Annotated in this window: 22 protein-coding genes; 8 read left to right on the forward strand and 14 right to left on the reverse strand. The window is 72.4% G+C overall.

Annotated elements, in window-relative coordinates; translation table 11 throughout:
- Window positions 1-19 precede the first annotated feature (19 nt).
- Window positions 20-727 carry a response regulator transcription factor gene (locus HF526_RS04890; RefSeq protein WP_338051296.1) on the reverse strand — a complete coding sequence of 236 codons (708 nt, stop codon included), beginning with the start codon at window positions 725-727 and terminating at the stop codon, window positions 20-22.
- Window positions 728-847: 120 nt separating this feature from the next.
- Here HF526_RS04890 and HF526_RS04895 point away from each other — a divergent pair, with 120 nt between their 5' ends.
- The 3 genes from HF526_RS04895 (at window position 848) to HF526_RS04905 (ending at window position 4,390) form a co-directional block, all read left to right on the forward strand.
- Window positions 848-1,708, forward strand: coding sequence for a hypothetical protein (locus HF526_RS04895; protein ID WP_169380044.1), 861 nt, complete (start codon window positions 848-850; stop codon window positions 1,706-1,708).
- Window positions 1,709-2,000: 292 nt separating this feature from the next.
- Window positions 2,001-3,386 carry a hemolysin family protein gene (locus HF526_RS04900; protein ID WP_169380045.1) on the forward strand — a complete coding sequence of 462 codons (1,386 nt, stop codon included), beginning with the start codon at window positions 2,001-2,003 and terminating at the stop codon, window positions 3,384-3,386.
- A complete protein-coding gene (locus tag HF526_RS04905) occupies window positions 3,383-4,390 on the forward strand; it encodes a hemolysin family protein (protein WP_169380046.1) in 1,008 nt (335 codons plus the stop codon). The genes HF526_RS04900 and HF526_RS04905 overlap by 4 nt, the downstream gene beginning before the upstream one ends.
- Window positions 4,391-4,615: 225 nt before the next feature.
- On the opposite strand, the gene HF526_RS04910 is transcribed toward HF526_RS04905, so the two are convergent.
- Together HF526_RS04910 and HF526_RS04915 are read right to left on the reverse strand one after the other, a co-directional pair.
- Window positions 4,616-6,013 (reverse strand): glycine--tRNA ligase, encoded by a 1,398-nt coding sequence (locus HF526_RS04910; RefSeq protein WP_169380047.1) that lies wholly within the window; start codon window positions 6,011-6,013, stop codon window positions 4,616-4,618.
- 21 nt (window positions 6,014-6,034) lie between these two features.
- A complete protein-coding gene (locus tag HF526_RS04915; protein ID WP_169380048.1) occupies window positions 6,035-6,448 on the reverse strand; it encodes an antibiotic biosynthesis monooxygenase in 414 nt (137 codons plus the stop codon).
- A gap of 100 nt (window positions 6,449-6,548) precedes the next feature.
- Between HF526_RS04915 and HF526_RS04920 the strand changes: the two genes are divergently transcribed.
- The 4 genes from HF526_RS04920 (at window position 6,549) to HF526_RS04935 (ending at window position 8,442) form a co-directional block, all read left to right on the forward strand.
- Window positions 6,549-6,914, forward strand: a complete 366-nt coding sequence (locus tag HF526_RS04920; protein WP_169380049.1) for an ArsR/SmtB family transcription factor — start codon at window positions 6,549-6,551, stop codon at window positions 6,912-6,914.
- Between the two features lie 16 nt (window positions 6,915-6,930).
- The gene (locus HF526_RS04925; RefSeq protein ID WP_169380050.1) at window positions 6,931-7,350 is read left to right on the forward strand and encodes a Fur family transcriptional regulator; all 420 of its coding nucleotides are present in this window, start codon (window positions 6,931-6,933) and stop codon (window positions 7,348-7,350) included.
- Between the two features lie 101 nt (window positions 7,351-7,451).
- Window positions 7,452-8,132 (forward strand): hypothetical protein, encoded by a 681-nt coding sequence (locus HF526_RS04930; RefSeq protein WP_211176782.1) that lies wholly within the window; start codon window positions 7,452-7,454, stop codon window positions 8,130-8,132.
- Window positions 8,133-8,181: 49 nt separating this feature from the next.
- Window positions 8,182-8,442: a hypothetical protein gene (locus HF526_RS04935; protein WP_169380051.1), complete on the forward strand. Its 261-nt coding sequence runs from the start codon at window positions 8,182-8,184 to the stop codon at window positions 8,440-8,442.
- Here the strand turns inward: HF526_RS04935 and HF526_RS04940 are convergent.
- The 4 genes from HF526_RS04940 to recO form a co-directional block, all read right to left on the reverse strand.
- Complete coding sequence (locus tag HF526_RS04940) at window positions 8,414-8,575, reverse strand: hypothetical protein (protein ID WP_169380052.1); 162 nt, start codon at window positions 8,573-8,575, stop codon at window positions 8,414-8,416. The genes HF526_RS04935 and HF526_RS04940 overlap by 29 nt on opposite strands.
- Window positions 8,576-8,668: 93 nt before the next feature.
- Entirely contained in the window at window positions 8,669-9,046 is a 378-nt protein-coding gene (locus tag HF526_RS04945; protein ID WP_169380175.1) for a hypothetical protein, read from the reverse strand.
- A 56-nt stretch (window positions 9,047-9,102) separates the two neighbouring features.
- Entirely contained in the window at window positions 9,103-9,894 is a 792-nt protein-coding gene (locus HF526_RS04950) for an isoprenyl transferase (protein ID WP_169380053.1), read from the reverse strand.
- 62 nt (window positions 9,895-9,956) lie between these two features.
- Complete coding sequence (gene recO, locus HF526_RS04955; RefSeq protein WP_169380054.1) at window positions 9,957-10,718, reverse strand: DNA repair protein RecO; 762 nt, start codon at window positions 10,716-10,718, stop codon at window positions 9,957-9,959.
- Between the two features lie 112 nt (window positions 10,719-10,830).
- Here recO and HF526_RS36170 point away from each other — a divergent pair, with 112 nt between their 5' ends.
- On the forward strand, window positions 10,831-11,523 hold the full coding sequence (locus HF526_RS36170; protein WP_169380055.1) for a DUF4190 domain-containing protein: 693 nt from the start codon (window positions 10,831-10,833) through the stop codon (window positions 11,521-11,523).
- Between the two features lie 11 nt (window positions 11,524-11,534).
- Here the strand turns inward: HF526_RS36170 and era are convergent, their stop codons facing one another.
- From era to HF526_RS04995, 7 genes are all read right to left on the reverse strand, one after another.
- Window positions 11,535-12,452 carry a GTPase Era gene (era, locus tag HF526_RS04965; RefSeq protein WP_169380056.1) on the reverse strand — a complete coding sequence of 306 codons (918 nt, stop codon included), beginning with the start codon at window positions 12,450-12,452 and terminating at the stop codon, window positions 11,535-11,537.
- Window positions 12,449-13,777 carry an L-2-hydroxyglutarate oxidase gene (gene lhgO, locus HF526_RS04970; protein WP_169380057.1) on the reverse strand — a complete coding sequence of 443 codons (1,329 nt, stop codon included), beginning with the start codon at window positions 13,775-13,777 and terminating at the stop codon, window positions 12,449-12,451. Before lhgO ends, era begins: the two co-directional genes overlap by 4 nt.
- Window positions 13,774-14,139 (reverse strand): cytidine deaminase, encoded by a 366-nt coding sequence (locus HF526_RS04975; protein ID WP_169380058.1) that lies wholly within the window; start codon window positions 14,137-14,139, stop codon window positions 13,774-13,776. Before HF526_RS04975 ends, lhgO begins: the two co-directional genes overlap by 4 nt.
- Complete coding sequence (locus HF526_RS04980; protein WP_169380059.1) at window positions 14,117-15,589, reverse strand: hemolysin family protein; 1,473 nt, start codon at window positions 15,587-15,589, stop codon at window positions 14,117-14,119. The genes HF526_RS04975 and HF526_RS04980 overlap by 23 nt, the downstream gene beginning before the upstream one ends.
- A gap of 7 nt (window positions 15,590-15,596) precedes the next feature.
- Entirely contained in the window at window positions 15,597-16,133 is a 537-nt protein-coding gene (ybeY, locus tag HF526_RS04985) for an rRNA maturation RNase YbeY (protein WP_169380060.1), read from the reverse strand.
- 163 nt (window positions 16,134-16,296) lie between these two features.
- Window positions 16,297-17,319: a PhoH family protein gene (locus HF526_RS04990; RefSeq protein WP_239028313.1), complete on the reverse strand. Its 1,023-nt coding sequence runs from the start codon at window positions 17,317-17,319 to the stop codon at window positions 16,297-16,299.
- Window positions 17,320-17,581: 262 nt separating this feature from the next.
- Window positions 17,582-18,115, reverse strand: a complete 534-nt coding sequence (locus tag HF526_RS04995) for an isochorismatase family protein (protein ID WP_169380062.1) — start codon at window positions 18,113-18,115, stop codon at window positions 17,582-17,584.
- Between the last annotated feature and the right edge of the window lie 2 nt (window positions 18,116-18,117).

Genomic DNA, 18,117 nt, shown 5'->3' on the forward strand with positions numbered 1-18,117 from the left:
CACCGATGGATGAGACTTCCTACGTCGTTCGAACGGACCGCACCACGGTCGAGGCATCGTTTCCGGGTGGGCGCATACCGGCCGCGCGCGCCAGCGCGACGGCCTCCAGCCGGCTGTGCACGTCGAGCTTCGACAGGATGCTGCGGCTGTGCGTGCGGACGGTGTTCGCCGACAGGAACAGCTCACGGGCGATCTCGGTGCCCGTCTTGCCCTCCATCATGCCGAGCAGGACCTCACGCTCCCGCGCACTCAGCACCTCGAGCGGACCGTCCCCGGCGCGGGCCCGGCGCGCGTCCTCCCGCAACTCGCGCAGGATCGTGCCGAGCAGGTCCTCGGGGTAGCAGGCACCGCCCTCGTGCACGATGTGCAGGACGGTGACGAGCCGTTCGAGCGAGACGTCCATACCCAGCCAGGCGTTCGCCCCGGCCTGGGCCACCGCGACCGCCACCGCCGGGTCGTGGGTGGCGGTCAGCACCACGATCCGCACCTCGGGCCGAGTGGCGCGGATCCGCTCGATCAGCCCGGGCGCCTCGACCCCGAGCGACTCCACGTCGATGGTGACGACGTCCGGTCGCCAGCTCGTCACGATCTCGACGAGCCGGGGCTCGTCGGTGGTGCAGCGGCCGAGAACCCAGAGATCCGACGTCGCGGCCAGCCCGGCCGCGATCGCTTCGGCGAGCATCTGGTGGTCGTCGATGAGCAGCACGCGCAGCCTGGACACGCTCACACCGTTGCCTCCCGAACGGATTTCGTCTTCGGCCGCCTGCACGAGACACCTCATGCAGTTGTACGAGCCGCGGACGGCCTGTACCGGGGAGAGTCGGCACGGAAGAAGGGAGGTGCCCGAGTGGGTCCGCTTGCCCGGCCCTTCTCGCGATCCCCGCGCACCGCCCGCCGCACCGTGTGGCGGATCGCCGCGGTGGTCGCGGGCCTGCTCGCGGCGCAGGCCTGCTCCCCCGCCGCACCGCCGGCGCGGACGGCCGCGAACCCGTTCCCCTCGATCGTGCTCGACACCCAGGACCCGGCCGCCGCCGGTGACGGCTTCACCGCCGTGGACGCCACCCCGTCCCAGCTGGTCCGGGTGCCGCCCGGGCAGCGGGCCCTGATCTGGCTGGGCGGGTACGACAACGGCACCTGCACGTGGGGCGAGAACGACGACCAGGTTCGGTACGAGTTCGCCCGGTACGCGCTGGCCACCGACGCGCGCGTGCTCGGCTACTTCCTCGCCGACGAGCCGAACACCGACGGCCACTGCCCCGGGGCGAGCACACAGGTGCGCAACCGGGCGGCGCTGGTCCGCTCGCTCGACCCGAACCCACGGCACATCACGCTGGCCAACATCGACGACCCCACGCAGTTCGCCGCGTTCCGCGACGCCGTCGACGTGCTGGCCACCGACCCGTACCCGTGTGTCGCGGGCGGCGGCTGCGACTGGTCGCTGATCCCGTCCTACATCGCCCGGCTGCACGCCGCCGGGGTCGTGCACTACATGGGGATGCTGCAGGCCTTCTCGGGCGAGGAGTGGCGCTGGCCCACCGCCGCGGAGCTGCAGCGGATGATCGAGCAGTGGCGGGCGTCGGACTGGTGCGGCGCGCTGACGTTCTCCTGGTCCTACCAGGGCGGCCGGCTCGTCGACCATCCCGACCTGCTGGCGGTGCTGCGCGGGTTCAACACCCGGCCGCCCGCTCCCACCACACCGTGCGCATGACGGGCGCGCCGGGGAGAACCGTTCGGGCGGTCCTGGGCCGCCGGTCGGCGCGCACCCACGCCGCCTCCCCGGAAAACCGGGCCGGCCGCCAGTACTGTGACAGGAGTCCGATTCCGCTGGGGAACTTCCGGCGGGATCCGCGACGTCGTACCAGGTGACCGCGCACCGCGGGCCCGCACGATCCGGCCCCTCGACCAGACAGGACCATGGACCCGTCCCGAAGTACCGGCAGCGTCGCCGACCGACGCTGCATTCCCCTGCTTGATCCCGCCGCCGCCCTGGCGGCCCCCCGATGACCACCGTCCTGAGCATCATGCTCGGCGTTCTGGTGGTCGTCGCCATCACCGCGCTGACCGGCTATTTCGTCGCCCAGGAATTCGGCTACATGGCCGTCGACCGGTCCCGGCTCAAGGCCCGTGCCACCGCCGGTGACGCCGGCGCCGAACGGGCCCTGGCCATCACCCGGCGCACCTCCTTCATGTTGTCCGGCGCCCAGCTCGGCATCACCGTCACCGGTCTGCTCGTCGGTTACGTCGCCGAGCCGATGATCGGCAACGGCATCGGGGTGCTGCTCGGCGGCGTCGGCGTGCCGAGCGCCGTCGGCGTGGCGATCGGCACCGTGCTGGCACTGCTGTTCGCGACCGTCGTGCAGATGGTCTTCGGCGAGCTGTTCCCGAAGAACCTCGCGATCGCCGAGCCGGAGCCGGTGGCCCGCGCGCTGGCCCTGTCCACCGCGATCTACCTGAAGCTGTTCGGCTGGCTGATCTGGCTGTTCGACCAGGCCTCGGTGCTGCTGCTCAAGGCACTGCGCATCGAGCCGGTGCACGACGTCGAGCACGCGGCCACCCCGCGCGACCTCGAGGCGATCATCGACGAGTCCCGCGACAGCGGCGACCTGCCCGAGGAGCTGTCCACCCTGCTCGACCGGGTGCTGGACTTCACCGACCGCACCGCGCGGGCCGCGATGATCCCCCGCCCGCACGTGGCGTCGGTGTCGGCCGACGAGACCGTGGGCCACCTGGTGGAGATCATGGCGTCCGGGCACTCCCGGCTGCCGGTACTCGGCAACGGCGCCGACGACGTCGTCGGCGTGATCTGCCTGCGCGACGTGCTCGCGCTCGAGGGCCGCGACCTCGACGCCATCCGGGTGGCCGCTGTGATGCGCAAGGCCGTGCTGGTGCCCGCATCGCTGCCGCTGCCCGCCGTGCTGCACCAGCTGCGCGAGGCCGACGACGAGTTCGCCTGTGTGGTCGACGAGTACGGCGGCCTGGCCGGCGTGGTGACGATGGAGGACATCGCCGAGGAGCTCGTCGGTGAGATCACCGACGAGCACGACCCGGAGGGCGAGGACGAGGCCACGATCGGTGACGGTGACTGGACCGTGCCCGGCACCCTGCACATCGACGAGGTCGAGCGGCTGCTCGACCACGACATGCCCGAGGGCGACTACCAGACCATCAGTGGCCTGGTGATCGCCGAGCTGCAGCGGCTGCCCGAGCCGGGCGACGCCGTGATCGTCACGCTGCCCCGCCCGTCGGGTGCCGACGACGACGAACCGGACCCCCGGCTTTCGGTGACGGTGCTGACCGTGGACCGCCGGGTGCCCGAGACGGTGCGGCTGGCCTGGGCCGACGCATCCGATCAGGACTCCCCGAGCGCCGCGGAGGTGCGGGCATGAACCTCACCGCCGTCATCGTGTCGATCGGCCTGATCGCGCTGAGCGCGTTCTTCGTGGCGATCGAGTTCGCCCTCGTCGCGGCCCGGCGCTACCGGCTCGAGGAGGCCGCGGAGACCAGCGCCTCGGCCCGCGCGGCGCTGCGCAGCGCCCGCGACCTGTCGCTGCTGCTGGCCGGGTCGCAGCTGGGTATCACGCTGTGCACCCTGGGCCTCGGCGCCGTGGCCAAGCCCGCCGTCGACGAGGCGCTGGAGCCGCTGCTGGTGAGCTGGGGGCTGCCCACCGCGACCGCGGGCGTGCTCGCGTTCGTGCTGTCCATGGTCGTGGTGACGTTCCTGCACCTGGTCGTGGGCGAGATGGCCCCGAAGTCCTGGGCGATCTCGCACCCGGAACGCTCGGCCACCCTGCTCGCGCTGCCGATGCGGGGGTTCATGTTCCTCACCCGGCCGCTGCTCGTCGCGCTGAACGGGATCGCGAACTGGTGCCTGCACCGGGTCGGCGTGGAACCGGTGGACGAGGTCGGCGCCGGGCGCAATCCCGACGACCTGCGCGAGCTGGTGGACCACTCCGCCCGCGCCGGCGCGCTCGACCAGGGGCGCCACGACCAGCTGCTCACGGCGATGGAGCTGGACAGCGCGCCGCTGCGCGAGCTGGTCCGCGACGAGCTCGCCGCGGTCGCGATCGACGACCGCGTGCAACAGATCCGCGAGGTGTCCCGGACGAGCGGCCACCTGCGGCTGGTGGTGCGCGACGGTGCGATACCGGTCGGCGTGGTGCACGTCCGCGACACCCTCACCCGGGCTCCGGAGACCACCGCCCGCGATCTGATGCGTCCGGTGCTCACCCTGACCGGCGAGGAGACCGCCTACGCCGCGCTCGGGATCATGCGCCAGCAGCGCAGCCACCTGGCGCTGGTGCGGTCCGAGGACCGGCTGCTCGGCCTGGTGACGATGCAGGACCTGCTGGACCGGCTGCTGCCGGCCGAGCCGGAGCCGGCTGGGGCCTGAGACCCGGCCCGGGCGGCGCGGTTCCTTTCAGCCACTGGAAGGCCCGTTGCCGCCCGGGACCCGGAGCCGGTGGACTGCGCCCTCCGCACCGCAGCGGACCACGTACCCCGGAGGTTCCGACGCCCGCCCCTATATGTCACGAACGGCACTTTCGTTCAATAGGTTTGAACGAAAGTGCCGTTCGTGGGGAAACGGGGGGCGGGCATCGGGCGGGGTGGCCCGGGGTCAGGCGCCCAGGAGGCGGGCGCCCAGGTAGCCCTCGACCTGGTCGAGAGCGACGCGCTCCTGGGCCATGGTGTCGCGCTCGCGGATCGTCACGGCCTGGTCGGTGAGGGTGTCGAAGTCGACCGTGATGGCGAACGGTGTGCCGATCTCGTCCTGGCGGCGGTACCGGCGGCCGATCGCGCCGGCGTCGTCGAAGTCGACGTTCCAGTTCCTGCGCAGCTGCTGGGCGAGGTCACGCGCCTTCGGTGACAGGTCGGCGTTGCGCGACAGCGGCAGCACCGCGGCCTTGACCGGGGCGAGCCGCCGGTCCAGCCGCAGCACGACGCGCTTGTCGACCCCGCCCTTGGCGTTGGGCGCTTCGTCCTCGGTGTAGGCCTCGATGAGGAACGCCATCATCGAGCGGCCGACACCCGCGGCCGGCTCGATCACGTACGGCCGGTACCGGGTGCCGGTGGCCTGGTCGTAGAACGACAGGTCGACGCCGGAGTGGTTCGAATGCGTCGTCAGGTCGAAGTCGGTGCGGTTCGCGATGCCCTCGAGCTCGCCCCACTCCTGCCCGGTGAAACCGAACCGGTACTCGATGTCGACGGTGCGCTTCGAGTAGTGCGAGAGCTTCTCCTTGGGGTGCTCGTACTGCCGGAGGTTCTCCGGCGCGATCCCCAGGTCCACGTACCACTTCGTGCGCTCGTCGATCCAGTACTGGTGCAGCTCCTCGTCGGTGCCGGGCTCGACGAAGTACTCCATCTCCATCTGCTCGAACTCGCGGGTGCGGAAGATGAAGTTGCCCGGGGTGATCTCGTTGCGGAAGCTCTTGCCCATCTGGCCGATGCCGAACGGGGGCTTGCGCCGCGACGTGGTCTGCACGTTCAGGAAGTTCACGAAGATGCCCTGCGCGGTCTCCGGGCGCAGGTAGTGCAGGCCGTCCTCGGACTCGACCGGGCCGAGGTGGGTCTTGAGCATCATGTTGAACTCACGCGGTTCGGTGTACTGGCCGCGGGTGCCGCAGTTCGGGCAGGGCACGTCGGACAGGTCGTCCTCGGCGACGTCCTTGCCGGTGCGCTCGTTGTACTCCTCGACGAGCTGGTCGGCGCGGAAGCGCTTGTGGCAGGACACGCACTCGACGAGCGGGTCGTGGAACGCGTTGACGTGCCCGGAGGCCACCCACACCTGGCGAGGCAGGATCACCGACGAGTCCAGACCGACGACGTCCTCACGGCCGGTGACCATCGAGCGCCACCACTGCCGCTTGATGTTCTCCTTGAGCTCGACGCCCAGGGGCCCGTAGTCCCAGGCCGACCGGGTTCCGCCGTAGATCTCGCCCGAGGCGAAGACGAAGCCGCGGCGCTTGGCGAGCGCGACGATGGTCTCGATCTTGGCGGAACTCGGCTTGCTGGCCACGGAGGTACTCCTGGAAGCGGGTTACTCGGGAGGGCGGAGAGATGGAAGCGACACGCCGCCCACATCCAGGTTACCGTCGCGAACGGGTCGGGCCGTCGCGGGCCGGTCACCGGTGAGCATGCTCTCGTGCGCGCGCACCGCGCCGGCCTCGCCGCGCAGCAACGTCTCGTAACCGGCGGGCTCGTCGGCGAGCGCCTCGGACAGCAACGGGACGACGTGCTCACGCACCGGGAACGGCGACAGCGCGCGGCGGTAGGCGTCCACCGAGACGAAACGGACGGTCAGCACCCAGCGCTGCGGGTCGTCGACGGCCCGGCCGAACTCCCCGCCCAGGCAGCCCGGGGCCGCCGTCAGCAACTCCAGGGCGCGGCGGGCGCGGGCGGTGAACGCGGGCTCCTCCGCGGGCACCACGACGAAGCGGCAGACGAGCAGCACGAACAGTCAATCTAGACGCGCCTACGATGGAGGCGCGGCCCGGTGATGAGCAGCCACCGCCAGGGGCGTGGCCGCCGCCCCTCGAGGGATGAGGACGACGATGTCGATCACGGACGCCGGGCACGCCGAGGAGCACGTCCACTCCGAGGAGCGTCCCGCCGCCGTCCCGGCGCCGGTCCGCACGCCGCGTACCCTCGCCGCGGCCGGCGACCTGCTGCGGGCGCTCGCCGCGCCGGTGCGCATCGCCATCGTGCTGCAACTGCTGGAGTCCTCGCGTTGCGTGCACGACCTGGTCGACGCGCTCGGCGTCACCCAGCCGTTGATCAGCCAGCATCTACGGGTGCTCAAGTCGGCCGGGGTGGTCCAGGGCGAGCGGCAGGGCCGTGAGGTGGTGTACTCACTCGTCGACGACCACCTCGCTCACATCGTCGTCGATGCGGTGGCCCACGCGGAAGAAACGGGATGACCTGGATGACAGCGACATGACCGAGACCCAACCGGCCAACCGCATCGTGCGGGCCACCCGCCAGCGTGCCGCGGTGTCCGCGCTGCTCGACCGGCTCGACGACTTCCGGTCGGCGCAGGAGATCCACGAACAGCTGCGCCGGTCCGGTGAGGGGATCGGGCTGACCACCGTCTACCGCACCCTGCAGGCCCTCGCCGACAGCGGCGAGGTCGACGTGCTGCGCACCGGCACCGGCGAGGCCGTCTACCGGCGCTGCGACTCCGCCGAGCACCACCACCACCTGGTCTGCCGCCGCTGCGGGCGCGCGGTGGAGATCGAGGGCCCCGCGGTGGAGAGCTGGGCCCAGCGGGTCGCCGACGAGCACGGCTACACCGAGCTCAGCCACACCGTCGAGATCTTCGGTCTGTGCCGGGAGTGCGCGGCCGAGCGCGGCTGAACAACCCCGCAGACCGCTCACCGAGCCGTCTCATTTCGAGATCTCCGCAGCTGCCCCACCCCGCTACCGTCCGGCGCACGCACGCAGGAAGGCGGGTTGTCGTGAGTGACACGAGCGCAACGGGCGGGCACGGCGGCAACGGCGCCGTGCCGGGCAACGGCACGGCCGAGGCCGCCGCCCCGGCACCCAACGCGGTCCGCAGGCTCGACACGCCTGAGTCCCGGGAGCTGGCCCAGCTCGCGGCGGTGTTCGAGGACCTGCAGTACGTGCTGCGCTGCTGCGAGCACCTGGTCACCGCGCTCGGCTCCCCCGACGCCGGGCCGGTCCGGGTGGACACCGACACCGCGCTGGTCGAGGCACTGTGGACGGGCGCGCTGATCGGCTATGCCCGCTGCTTCTCCGGGCGGACCGACCTCCTCTCCGAGACCGACCTGACCGCGCTCGACCTCGAGGGCGACGTCGTCGGCTTCCACAACCTGCTCAAGAAGCTGCGTGACCACTACGCGTCGCGGCACGTGAACCCGCGCGAGACGTTCACCATCGGGGTCGCCCAGTCCAACGCCGGCCTCCCGACCGGCGTCGCCGTGGTCTCCGCGCCGCAGCCGAGCGTCGACGACACCACGGTCCGCCAGCTCGGCCGCATCGCGTACGGACTCAGCGGACTGATCGATGCGCGGATGCAGGAGGCGCAGCAGAGGGTGCTGGCCGCGGCGGGCGAGATGGCCCCGGCGGCACTGAGCGGGTTGCCGCTGGTCCAACTCAGCGGCGACCCGGCGAGCTGAGCCCTCCTGCCGCTTGCCGAAAGATCGGTTCACCCGGTTGGATGCAGCCGTGGAGTTCCGGGTCGACGGCGTGATCATGGTGCTGGACGGCCACGTGCTGGAGGTGTTCGGCGGCGCGGTCGGCGGCAGCCGCCGCTTCCACCGCGACCAGGTCGGCATGCGGGTCTGGCCGCAGCCCGGCGGGACCTACCGGGTGCAGATCGGGCTGGCGGGCCGCCGCGGGCCCGAGGCCGCCGTCGCGGTGGAGCTCGACTCCGCGCAGTACGACGAGTTCCAGCGGTTCATGGACCAGCTGCAACTGCCGGAGTGAACGCGAGGATCGCGCCGGGGTTCGCGAGCAGGCCGGTGTGTGATCCGGACTGGGGCCCCGCCAGGCCGTCGCTGTCGGTCGCGACGTAGACCGTGCCGTTCTTCAGGCTCGTGACCAGCAGTGCGTTCGCCATCGCCGGAATCGGGGCCTCGTTCGTGGGAACGTAGGCGATGCTCGACCGGGCGATGGAGGACCGGCCGAATCGGCGTGCGGGCCGGAGAGAGCGTCATACGGTGAGTTCCGCGCGCACCGCCGACGCATTGCTCACCACGAGCATCAGCAGTGTGCCCATCGCCTGTTCGCCGAGCCCCACGGCGGGAAACGCATAGCGCAGCGTGATGTCCCAACCGTGCGTGCCCCGCACCGCGCCGAGGGTGCCGAACAGGCCCTCGCCCGCGCGCAGACCGACCCGCGACGCCACATCCATCTCCGGCGGCAGGTCCCAGGCCACCACGCAGGTCAGGTTGAGCACCGGCAGGCCCTCGGCCAGCTCGAGGCCCTGCACCACGCAGAGCACGTCGCCGTGCCGGAAGGTCAGCGCACCGTCGTCGTCGACGTTCACCTCGACGTAACGCTCCAGCGCGCGCCGGGCGGTGTCGAGCATCTCCGGGATCGGGCCCGGCCCGGACTCCGGCGCCGGCTGCGACTCCGCAGGCACGCTCACGACGCCTCCCCCGCTCCCGGAGCGTCCTGCGCCCCGCCGAACCGGCGGTCCCGCCGGGCGTAGATCTCGATGGCCTTCCAGATGTGGCGGCGGTCGAAATCGGGGAACAGCGTGTCCAGGAAGACCATCTCCGCGTAGGCCGACTGCCAGAGCATGAAGTTCGACGTGCGCTGCTCACCGGAGGAGCGCACGAACAGGTCGACGTCGGGCATGTCCGGCTCGTCGAGGTACTTCGCGATCAACTTCTCGTCGATCTTGTCCGGCTTGACCTTGCCGGCGGCGACGAGCCGGCCGATCTCCCGGGCCGCGTCGGCGATCTCGGCCCGGCCGCCGTAGTTCACGCACATGGTCAGGTTGAGCACGTCGTTGTGCTTCGTCTTCTCCTCGGCGATCTCCAGCTCGCGGATCACGCTGCGCCACAGTCGCGGCCGGCGCCCGGCCCAGCGCACCCGCACACCCATCGCGTGCATCTCGTCGACCCGGCGGCGGATGACGTCGCGGTTGAAGCCCATGAGGAAGCGGACCTCGTCCGGGCTGCGCTTCCAGTTCTCGGTGGAGAACGCGTACGCCGAGAGCCACGTGACACCGATGTCGATGCAGCCGCGTGCGACGTCCATCAGCGACGCCTCACCGCGGCGGTGGCCCTCGATCCGGGGCAGGCCGCGGGCGTTGGCCCAGCGCCCGTTGCCGTCCATCACCAGGGCGACGTGGTTCGGCACCAGCTCGGGCGGGATGGCCGGGGGCCGGGCGCCCGACGGGTGCGGCGCAGGGGGCTGGAAGCGAGACATCGCATCCCACCCTACGGTCGATCGCGAGCCCGGCGGCGACACCCCCGGCCCCGGCGGGGACGTCAGGGGGCGCGGTCGGCCGGGACGGGGGGTGGACGGCGTTCCACCAGCGGGAGTGAGCGCAGTTGCCGTTCCAGGTGCCACTGCAGGTGCGCGGCGACGAGGCCGCTGGTGTCGCGCCGGGTCGCCGCGCCCGCCGCGTCGGCGACGTCCCAGTCGCCGTGCAGCAGCGCGTCGAGCAGCGTGAACGTCTCGGCCGACGGGGTGACCGAGCCGGGCGGGCGGCAGCGCGGGCACACCGCTCCCCCACCCGCGACGCTGAACGCGCGGTGCGGGCCGGGCTCGGCACAGCGCGCGCACTCGGTGATCGCGGGCGCCCACCCGGCGTAGCTCATCGCCCGCAGCAGGAACGCGTCGAGCACCAGCGACGGGTCGCGCTCGCGCCCGGCCAGCGCCCGGATCGCGCCGACCAGGAGCAGATACACCCGCAGCGCGGGCTCGCCCTCCTCGGACACCAGCCGGTCGGCGGTCTCGAGCACCGCGCATCCGGCGGTGTAGCGCGGGTAGTCGCCGATCACGCCGGCGCCGAACGCGTCGACGGTCTGCGCCTGGGTGATCACGTCGAGGGTGCGGCCGGTGTAGCACTGCACGTCGACGTGGTTGAACGGCTCCAGCCGGGCACCCCACCGGGAACGGGTGCGGCGCACGCCCTTGGCCACGGCGCGGATCTTGCCGTGCCGGCGGGTCAGCAGCGTGACGATGCGGTCGGCTTCGCCCAGCTTCTGCACGCGCAGCACCATGCCGGTGTCGCGGTACAGAGCCACGCCGAACAGGGTACGTCTCGCCTCGGACGGGTACGCGACGTCCTGAGTCATTCCGCCGGGGGTCGCACGGCCCTACGATCACCCGGTCCACGACCCGAGGGGGATCCGCACCATGAGCCAGGACAGGCCGTCCGAGCACGGCCCGGACGACGACCCGACGGCGGTCGTGCGCCAGCCCGCCGACCCGTCGTCCCCCCGGCCTGCGTCGGACGCCACCGCTTCGGCCTCGGCCCCCCACGAGTCTCAGCCCCAGGGGTGGGGGCAGCAGCCCGCGCCGGCGCCGGAGCCGTCCGAGCCGCAGCAGGGTGCGCCGTACTGGGGCCACCCGGGCCCGGACGCCGCCCAGCCGGGCTACGGCCAACCGAACGGCGGCCCGGCCGCCTACCCCGGCTTCGACGCCGGCCAGCAGCCGGCGTATCCCCAGCAGGCCTACGGCCAGCCCGGCTACGGGCAGCAGCCGGGTTACGGCTACGCCCCGCCGCCCGGCTACGCCCCGCCGCCCGGCTACGGGCAGCCGAGCGGCTACTACCCGCCGACCTACCCGGCCGTCCCGCAGACGAACACGATGGCGATCCTGGCGCTGGTCTTCGCGTTCGTGTTCGCCCCGCTCGGCGTGGTGTTCGGCCTGATCGGGCGCAGTCAGATCAAGCGGACCGGCGAGGGCGGCGACGGACTGGCGCTGGCCGGCATCATCATCGGCGCGATCTTCACCGTGCTGATCATCGTCTACGTCGTGTTCATCGTCGTGGCCCTGACCACGGCCGTGAACTCGGTGCCGGACCTGTCGAACTTCCCCGTCCGGTAGCCGGCTGCGCCTCAGAAGCCCAGCTTGCGCAGCTGGCGCGGGTCGCGCTGCCAGTCCTTGGCCACGGTGACGTGCAGGTCCAGGTAGACCTTCGTCCCCAGCAACGCCTCGATCTGGCGGCGCGCGGCGGTGCCGACGGCGCGCAGCCGCTCGCCGCCCTTGCCGATCACGATGCCCTTCTGGCTCTGCCGCTCCACGTAGACGGTGGCGTGCACGTCGAGCATGTCGTCGCGGCCCTCGCGCGGGAGCATCTCCTGTACCACGACGGCGATGGAGTGCGGCAGCTCGTCGCGCACCCCCTCGAGCGCCGCCTCGCGGACCAACTCGGCGACCAGCGTCTCCTCCGGCTCGTCGGTCAGCTCGCCGTCCGGATAGAGCGGCGGGCCCTCCGGGAGCCGGGCGACCAGCAGGTCGGACAGCAGCCCGACCTGGAACCCGTCGACGGCCGAGACCGGCACGATCTCGGCGAAGTCCATCAGCCCGCTCAGCTCGGTGAGCCGCTGCGCGACCTGCTCGGGCGGGGCCAGGTCGGTCTTGGTGACGATCCCGATCACCGGCGTGCGGCCGGCGACGGACCGCAGCTCGCCCGCGATGAACTCGTCACCGCGACCCACCGGCACGTCCGCCGGCACGCAGAACCCGATCACGTCGACCTCGGCCCAGGTCTCGCGGACCAGGTCGTTGAGCCGGCTGCCGAGCAGCGTGCGCGGCTTGTGCAGGCCCGGCGTGTCGACGACGACGAGCTGCGCGTCCGGGCGGTGCAGGATGCCCCGGATCGCGTGCCGGGTGGTCTGCGGACGGCTCGACGTGATCGCGATCTTGGACCCGATCAGCGCGTTGGTCAGCGTGGACTTGCCCGCGTTGGGCCGCCCGACGAAGCAGGCGAAGCCCGACCGGAAGCCCTCGGGGACCTGCGCGAAGCCGTTCATCGCGCCTCGCTCCGCTCGGCTCGTGCGCGGAAATAGCTGCCAGGGCGACTGTTTCCGCGCACGGGCGCCGCAGGCGCGAGTCGCTCGCCGGTCAGGCGCTCGAGGATCTCCCGGCCGATCGGCAGGGCGGCGGTGGCGGCCGGCGACGGCGCGTTGAGCACGTGCAGCACCGAACCCGGGCCGCCGCCTCCGTTGACCCCGGGCTGGTCGACGAACAGGAAGTCGTCGACCAGCGAGCCGTCAGGGCGCACGGCCTGCGCGCGCACCCCGGCACCGGCGGGTTCCAGATCCTCGGCACGCACGTCGGGCAGCATCCGCTGGATCTGCTTGGCCATCGCCTCCCGGGACAGCGAGCGGTGCACCTCGCCCAGCCCGTAGCGCCAATGCTTGCGTGCGAGCCGCAGCATGCCCGGGTGGGCCAGCGACGCCGCCAGCTCCTTGGGCTTGACCGTGCCCCACGAGTAGCCCTCGCGGGCCAGGGCGAGCACCGCGTTCGGGCCGGCGTGCACGTGCCCGTCGACGCCGCGGGTGGCGTGCACCCCGAGGAACGGGAACGCCGGGTCGGGCACCGGGTAGATCAGGCCCCTCACCAGCTGGTCGGCGGGTGCCTTGAGCCCGGAGTACTCCCCGCGGAAGGGAACGATCCGGATGCCGGGGTCGGCGCCGGAGGCCTTCGCGAGCTCGTCGCAGCGCAGCCCGGCGCAGACCACCACCCGAGAGGCCAGCAGGTCCCCGCCGTCGGTGCGCACCACGACGTCGTCGATCCGGCGGACCAGGCGTAGCACCGCGCGCCCGGTGTGGATCTCGCCGCCCTCCTTGGCCACCAGCTCGCCGATCTTCTCGGCGATCAGCCGGTAGTCGCAGATGCCGGTGGACGGCACGTACAGCGCGGCGATGCCGCGAACGTGCGGCTCGTGCTCGCGCATCCCGGCCTGGTCGAGCTGGTGGGCCTCGACTCCGTTGGCCTTGCCGCGGCGGGCCAGCTCGGCCATCCGGGGCAGTTCCTCGGGCTCGGTGGCCACGACGAGCTTGCCGGTCACCTCGTGCGGCAGGTCGTGCTCGCGGCAGAACGCGACGGTCTCCGCGCAACCGGCCACCGCGAGCCGCGCCTTGAGCCCACCCGGGGCGTAGTACAGCCCGGAGTGGATGACGTTGGAGTTGTTGCCGGTCTGGTGGGCGGCGAGGCGCTGCTCCCGCTCGACCACGGCCACCGACCGCCCGGTGCGGGCCACGGCGTGCGCGGTGGCGAGCCCGACGATGCCGCCGCCGACCACGACGACGTCGAACCGCGGGGTGGGCGGCAGCGCGGCGGCAGGCGGGGTCATGCCGAGGCTCCGGCGCGATAGGCCTGCAGAACGGTGCCGCGCGCGTCGGCGAGCAGGACGGTGGCGCCGGGGGCGAGGTCGCGGACGGCGGCCAGCGACGCGACGTCGACGGCGCCGTCATCGGTCACGACGGCCACGGCCTCCAGGCCGGACGCACCGCTGGACACCGCGGCGGCCACCGCGGCCTGCAGCGCGGTGAGCTGCAGCGAGGGCAGGGCGACGGTGGCGGCGGCGTAGGTCCGACCGTCGGTGTCACGGACGGCGGCGCCCTCGGCGGCCCCGGTCCGGGCCCGCGACGAGCGGGCCAGCGTCACGATCTTCGCGTCCTCGGGGTCGAGGTCACCACTGGGCGTGCCGGACATCTGTTCCTTCCCGACGGGTGGCGTCCTCGGCGGCGCTCGCCCCGTCCCCCTCTGTCGTCTCCGCGGTCGGTGCCGCGGGCTCGGTGTCGTCCCTGGTGCCGCTGTCCGGACCGGAGCCGCCGGCTGCCTCGGTGCCGGCTTCGCCGTCGCGCACCCGACTGACCAGCACCGACGTGATGCGGATCCGTCCCCGGGCGTCCTTGCCGCCCTCGGCGAGCAGGTGCAGCCCGGCGATCTCGACCTCGGCGCCGGGCAGCGGCACCCGGCCCAGCCGCTGGGCCAGCAGCCCACCGACGGTGTCGACGTCGGCCGCGGCGAGCGCCTCGGCGAGCTCGGCCTCCAGCTCGGCGTCGGTCCCGGTTCCGGCGCCGAACAGCTCACCGAAGTCCTCCACCGGCAGCCGCGCGGCGACCCGCAGCCTACGTCCGTCGAGCTCCTGGACCGCCGGCACCTCCTCGGAGTCGTACTCGTCGGTGATCTCGCCGACGATCTCCTCGAGGATGTCCTCGATCGTGACGACGCCGGCGGTGCCGCCGTACTCGTCGACGACGATCGCCATGTGGTTGCGGGTCCGCTGCATCTCCTTGAGCAGTTCGTCGATCCGCTTGCTGTCCGGGACGAACACCGCGGGACGCATCACCTCGGTGAGCGTCGCACCCTCCCGGTCGCCGTGCTGGGCACCGACGAGGTCCTTGAGGTAGGCGACGCCGACGATGTCGTCGATGCCCTCACCGAGCACCGGCAGCCGGGAATAGCCGCTCTTCAACGCCAGCCGCAGCACCTTCTCCACCGGGGTGTCGCGGTCCGCCCACACCACGTCGGGGCGGGGCACCATGACCTCGCGGACCAGGGTGTCGCCCAGCTCGAAGACCGAGTGGATCATCTGCCGCTCATCCTCGTCGACGACGCCGCGGGTGCTGGCCATGTCCACCAGTTCGCGCAGCTCGACCTCGGAGGAGAACGGCCCCTCGCGGAAACCGGGGCCGGGGGTGATCGCGTTGCCGACCAGGATCAGCAGCGTGGTCAGCGGCGAGAGCAGGGTGGCCAGCGCCCGGACCGGGGCGGCGACGAGCATCCCGACCCGGTAGGGATGCTGGCGGCCCATGGTGCGCGGCCCGACGCCGATCAGCACGTAGCTGACCACGACCATGATCACCGCGGCGAGCAGGATTCCCAGCCAGGGCGGGTCGACGATGCGGGCCAGCGCGAACGCGAGCAGGACGGTCGCCGCGGTCTCGGCCATCAACCGCAGCAGCAGCAGCAGGTTGACGTGCCGGGGCCGGTCGGCGGCCACCGCGGCCAGCGCCCGCGCCCCCGGCCGCCCGGCCCGTACCAGCGCCTCGACACGGGCCCGGGAGACGGAGTTGAGCGCGGCGTCGGCGGCCGCGAACACCCCGGCGAGCGGGATGAGCAGCACGGCGATCACGATCAGCGTGACGGTGGTGCTCATGTGGTGCTCAGTCGTCCTCGAGGCCGACGGTGCCGAGCACCCGGGAGTCGTGGCGCCGCTGGGCCTCGCGCGCTGCGGTCTGGGCGCGGCTGGTGCGCCAGTCGGTGAGCAGCTTGTTCTGCAGGCCGAACATCTCGCGTTCCTGCTCGGGCTCGGCGTGGTCGTAGCCGAGCAGGTGCAGCACGCCGTGCACGGTGAGCAGGTGCAGTTCGTCGGCGAGCCCGTGGCCGGCCTTGCGGGCCTGGTCCCTGGCGAACGCCGGGCACAGCACGATGTCGCCGAGCAGCGCCGGGCCGATGTCCGGCGCGTCCGGGCGCCGGGTGTCGTCGGCCAGCTCGTCCATCGGGAACGACATCACGTCGGTCGGCCCCGGCTCGTCCATCCACCGCTCGTGCAGTTCGGTCATCACCTCCGTGGTGACCGCGGTGATCGCCAGCTCCACGGCCGGGCTCACCCCCATCGCATCCAGCGCGTACCGCGCCACGGACACGATCAGCGACTCGTCCAGGGCGATGCCGGACTCGTTGCAGACCTCGATGCTCACGCTGAGAACCCCTGAACTGCTGCCTGACCCGGGTGCCGGGCCGCCGCGGTGACCGTGACGAGCGTAGTCGGTGCTGGTGGGACGCCCGCGCCGCGCCCGTTCCGGGCACCGGCCGGGGAGTTCCCCGGCCGGCTCACGGCCAACCCGCGGGCACGCGGGCGGATCAGCGGCGGCGCGAGCGCCGGGCCTGCTCCGGGCCGGTGCGCGGGGCGGACGCGAGACCCCGCCGCTCGTTGCTGGCGTCCCAGCGCGCGTAGGCGTCGACGATGTCGCTCACCAGCCGGTGCCGGACCACGTCGGTGCTGGTCAGCTGGGCGAAGTGCACGTCGTCGACGCCGTCGAGGATGTCGCGCACCACGTTCAGCCCGGACCGCACCCCACCCGGCAGGTCGATCTGCGTGATGTCACCGGTCACCACGATCTTCGAGCCGAAGCCGAGCCGGGTGAGGAACATCTTCATCTGCTCGGGCGTGGTGTTCTGCGCCTCGTCGAGGATGATGAACGCGTCGTTGAGCGTGCGCCCGCGCATGTAGGCCAGCGGCGCGACCTCGATCGTCCCGGCCGCCATCAGCTTCGGGATGGACTCCGGGTCGATCATGTCGTGCAGCGCGTCGTACAACGGGCGCAGGTACGGGTCGATCTTCTCGTAGAGCGTGCCGGGCAGGTACCCGAGCCGCTCCCCCGCCTCCACCGCCGGCCGGGTCAGGATGATCCGGTTGACCATCTTGGCCTGCAGCGCCTGTACCGCCTTGGCCATCGCGAGATAGGTCTTGCCGGTACCGGCGGGCCCGATGCCGAAGACGATCGTGTTGGCGTCGATCGAGTCGACGTAGCGCTTCTGGTTGAGCGTCTTGGGCCGGATCGTCTTGCCCCGCCGGGACAGGATGTCCAGGCTCAGCACCTCGGCGGGCGACTCCCCGCGCAGCGCCGCCGCGGCCGGGTCGTCGCCGGTGAGCATCTCCACGGTGCGCCGCACCGTGTCCTTGCCGACCTGCTGACCGCGTTCGGCCAGCGTGATCAACTCAGTGAAGACGCGCTCGGCGAAGGCCACATCGGCCGGGTCCCCGGAGAGGGTCAGCTCGTTGCCGCGAACGTGCACGTCTGCGTCGAGCAGCTCTTCGGCGGTGCGCAGGCTCTCGTCACGAGAGCCGAGCAGCGCGAGCAGGGCGGTGTCCGGGACAGCCATCCGAGACTGGACGGCTTCCGGCTCGGTTCCTGTCAATGCGTCTGACGCCTGCCTTCTGCTGCTCTGCTCGCGGTCGCCGCCGGTCCCCACGGCGACCTGTCGGTCCGGCCCGATGTTACCGGCTGGTCCCGACAGTCCGCTGCCCGTTTCGCCCGCGCCGGGTGACCCGCGCCGCCCCGCCGCCCACGACCGCCCCGGACCAGGCCATCCCCAGCACGGCGACCGACCCCCCGAGCGCACCGCCGCCGCGGCGGGCGGGGAGTCAGCGGATGAGCTTCTGCACCTCGCGGAACCGCGGATGGGTACTGTCGGCCAGCCACTCGAACAGCACCATCTCGGTGGTGACGATCTCCGCACCGTGGCCACGGGCCCGCTCGATCGCCGCCGCCCGGTTGGCCGGGTCGCGGGACCCGATCGCGTCGGCGACCAGCATGACGCGCCGCCCGGCGGCACGCAGCCCGAGCACGGTCTGCAGCACGCAGACGTGCGCCTCGCAGCCGGCCACCACGATCTCGCCGCGGCCGGGCGGCAGCAAGCTGTCGAAGCCCGGCTCGGCGGTCGCCCCGAAGGCCGTCTTGGCCAGCACGAGCTGCGGGTAGCCGGCGACCTCGGGCACGGTCGGCCCCAGCCCGTCCGGGTTCTGCTCGGTCGCGGCCACCGGGACGCCGAGCAACCCGGCCCCCTCGGCCAGCCGCACGGCGTTGGCGACGACGGCCTCGCCGCCGGCGATGGCCGGCATCAACCGCTGCTGCAGATCCACCAGCAACAGCACGGAATCGGCCGCGGAGATCAGCATGG

It is taken from the genome of Pseudonocardia acidicola (assembly GCF_012911935.1).
GTDB lineage: Bacteria > Actinomycetota > Actinomycetes > Mycobacteriales > Pseudonocardiaceae > Pseudonocardia > Pseudonocardia acidicola.

Excerpts from the sequence above, each read along its gene's own strand:
- HF526_RS04950 (WP_169380053.1), bottom strand. The coding sequence starts at position 9,894 with ATGTCTCGCTTCCAGCCCCCTGCGCCGCACCCGTCGGGCGCCCGGCCC.
- HF526_RS04920 (WP_169380049.1), top strand. The coding sequence starts at position 6,549 with ATGTCGATCACGGACGCCGGGCACGCCGAGGAGCACGTCCACTCCGAG.
- HF526_RS36170 (WP_169380055.1), top strand. The coding sequence starts at position 10,831 with ATGAGCCAGGACAGGCCGTCCGAGCACGGCCCGGACGACGACCCGACG.
- era (WP_169380056.1), bottom strand. The coding sequence starts at position 12,452 with ATGAACGGCTTCGCGCAGGTCCCCGAGGGCTTCCGGTCGGGCTTCGCC.
- HF526_RS04905 (WP_169380046.1), top strand. The coding sequence starts at position 3,383 with ATGAACCTCACCGCCGTCATCGTGTCGATCGGCCTGATCGCGCTGAGC.
- HF526_RS04945 (WP_169380175.1), bottom strand. The coding sequence starts at position 9,046 with ATGCTCGACACCGCCCGGCGCGCGCTGGAGCGTTACGTCGAGGTGAAC.
- HF526_RS04925 (WP_169380050.1), top strand. The coding sequence starts at position 6,931 with ATGACCGAGACCCAACCGGCCAACCGCATCGTGCGGGCCACCCGCCAG.
- HF526_RS04990 (WP_239028313.1), bottom strand. The coding sequence starts at position 17,319 with ATGGCTGTCCCGGACACCGCCCTGCTCGCGCTGCTCGGCTCTCGTGAC.
- HF526_RS04980 (WP_169380059.1), bottom strand. The coding sequence starts at position 15,589 with ATGAGCACCACCGTCACGCTGATCGTGATCGCCGTGCTGCTCATCCCG.
- HF526_RS04900 (WP_169380045.1), top strand. The coding sequence starts at position 2,001 with ATGACCACCGTCCTGAGCATCATGCTCGGCGTTCTGGTGGTCGTCGCC.
- HF526_RS04940 (WP_169380052.1), bottom strand. The coding sequence starts at position 8,575 with ATGGCGAACGCACTGCTGGTCACGAGCCTGAAGAACGGCACGGTCTAC.
- HF526_RS04975 (WP_169380058.1), bottom strand. The coding sequence starts at position 14,139 with ATGTCCGGCACGCCCAGTGGTGACCTCGACCCCGAGGACGCGAAGATC.
- HF526_RS04995 (WP_169380062.1), bottom strand. The coding sequence starts at position 18,115 with ATGCTGATCTCCGCGGCCGATTCCGTGCTGTTGCTGGTGGATCTGCAG.
- lhgO (WP_169380057.1), bottom strand. The coding sequence starts at position 13,777 with ATGACCCCGCCTGCCGCCGCGCTGCCGCCCACCCCGCGGTTCGACGTC.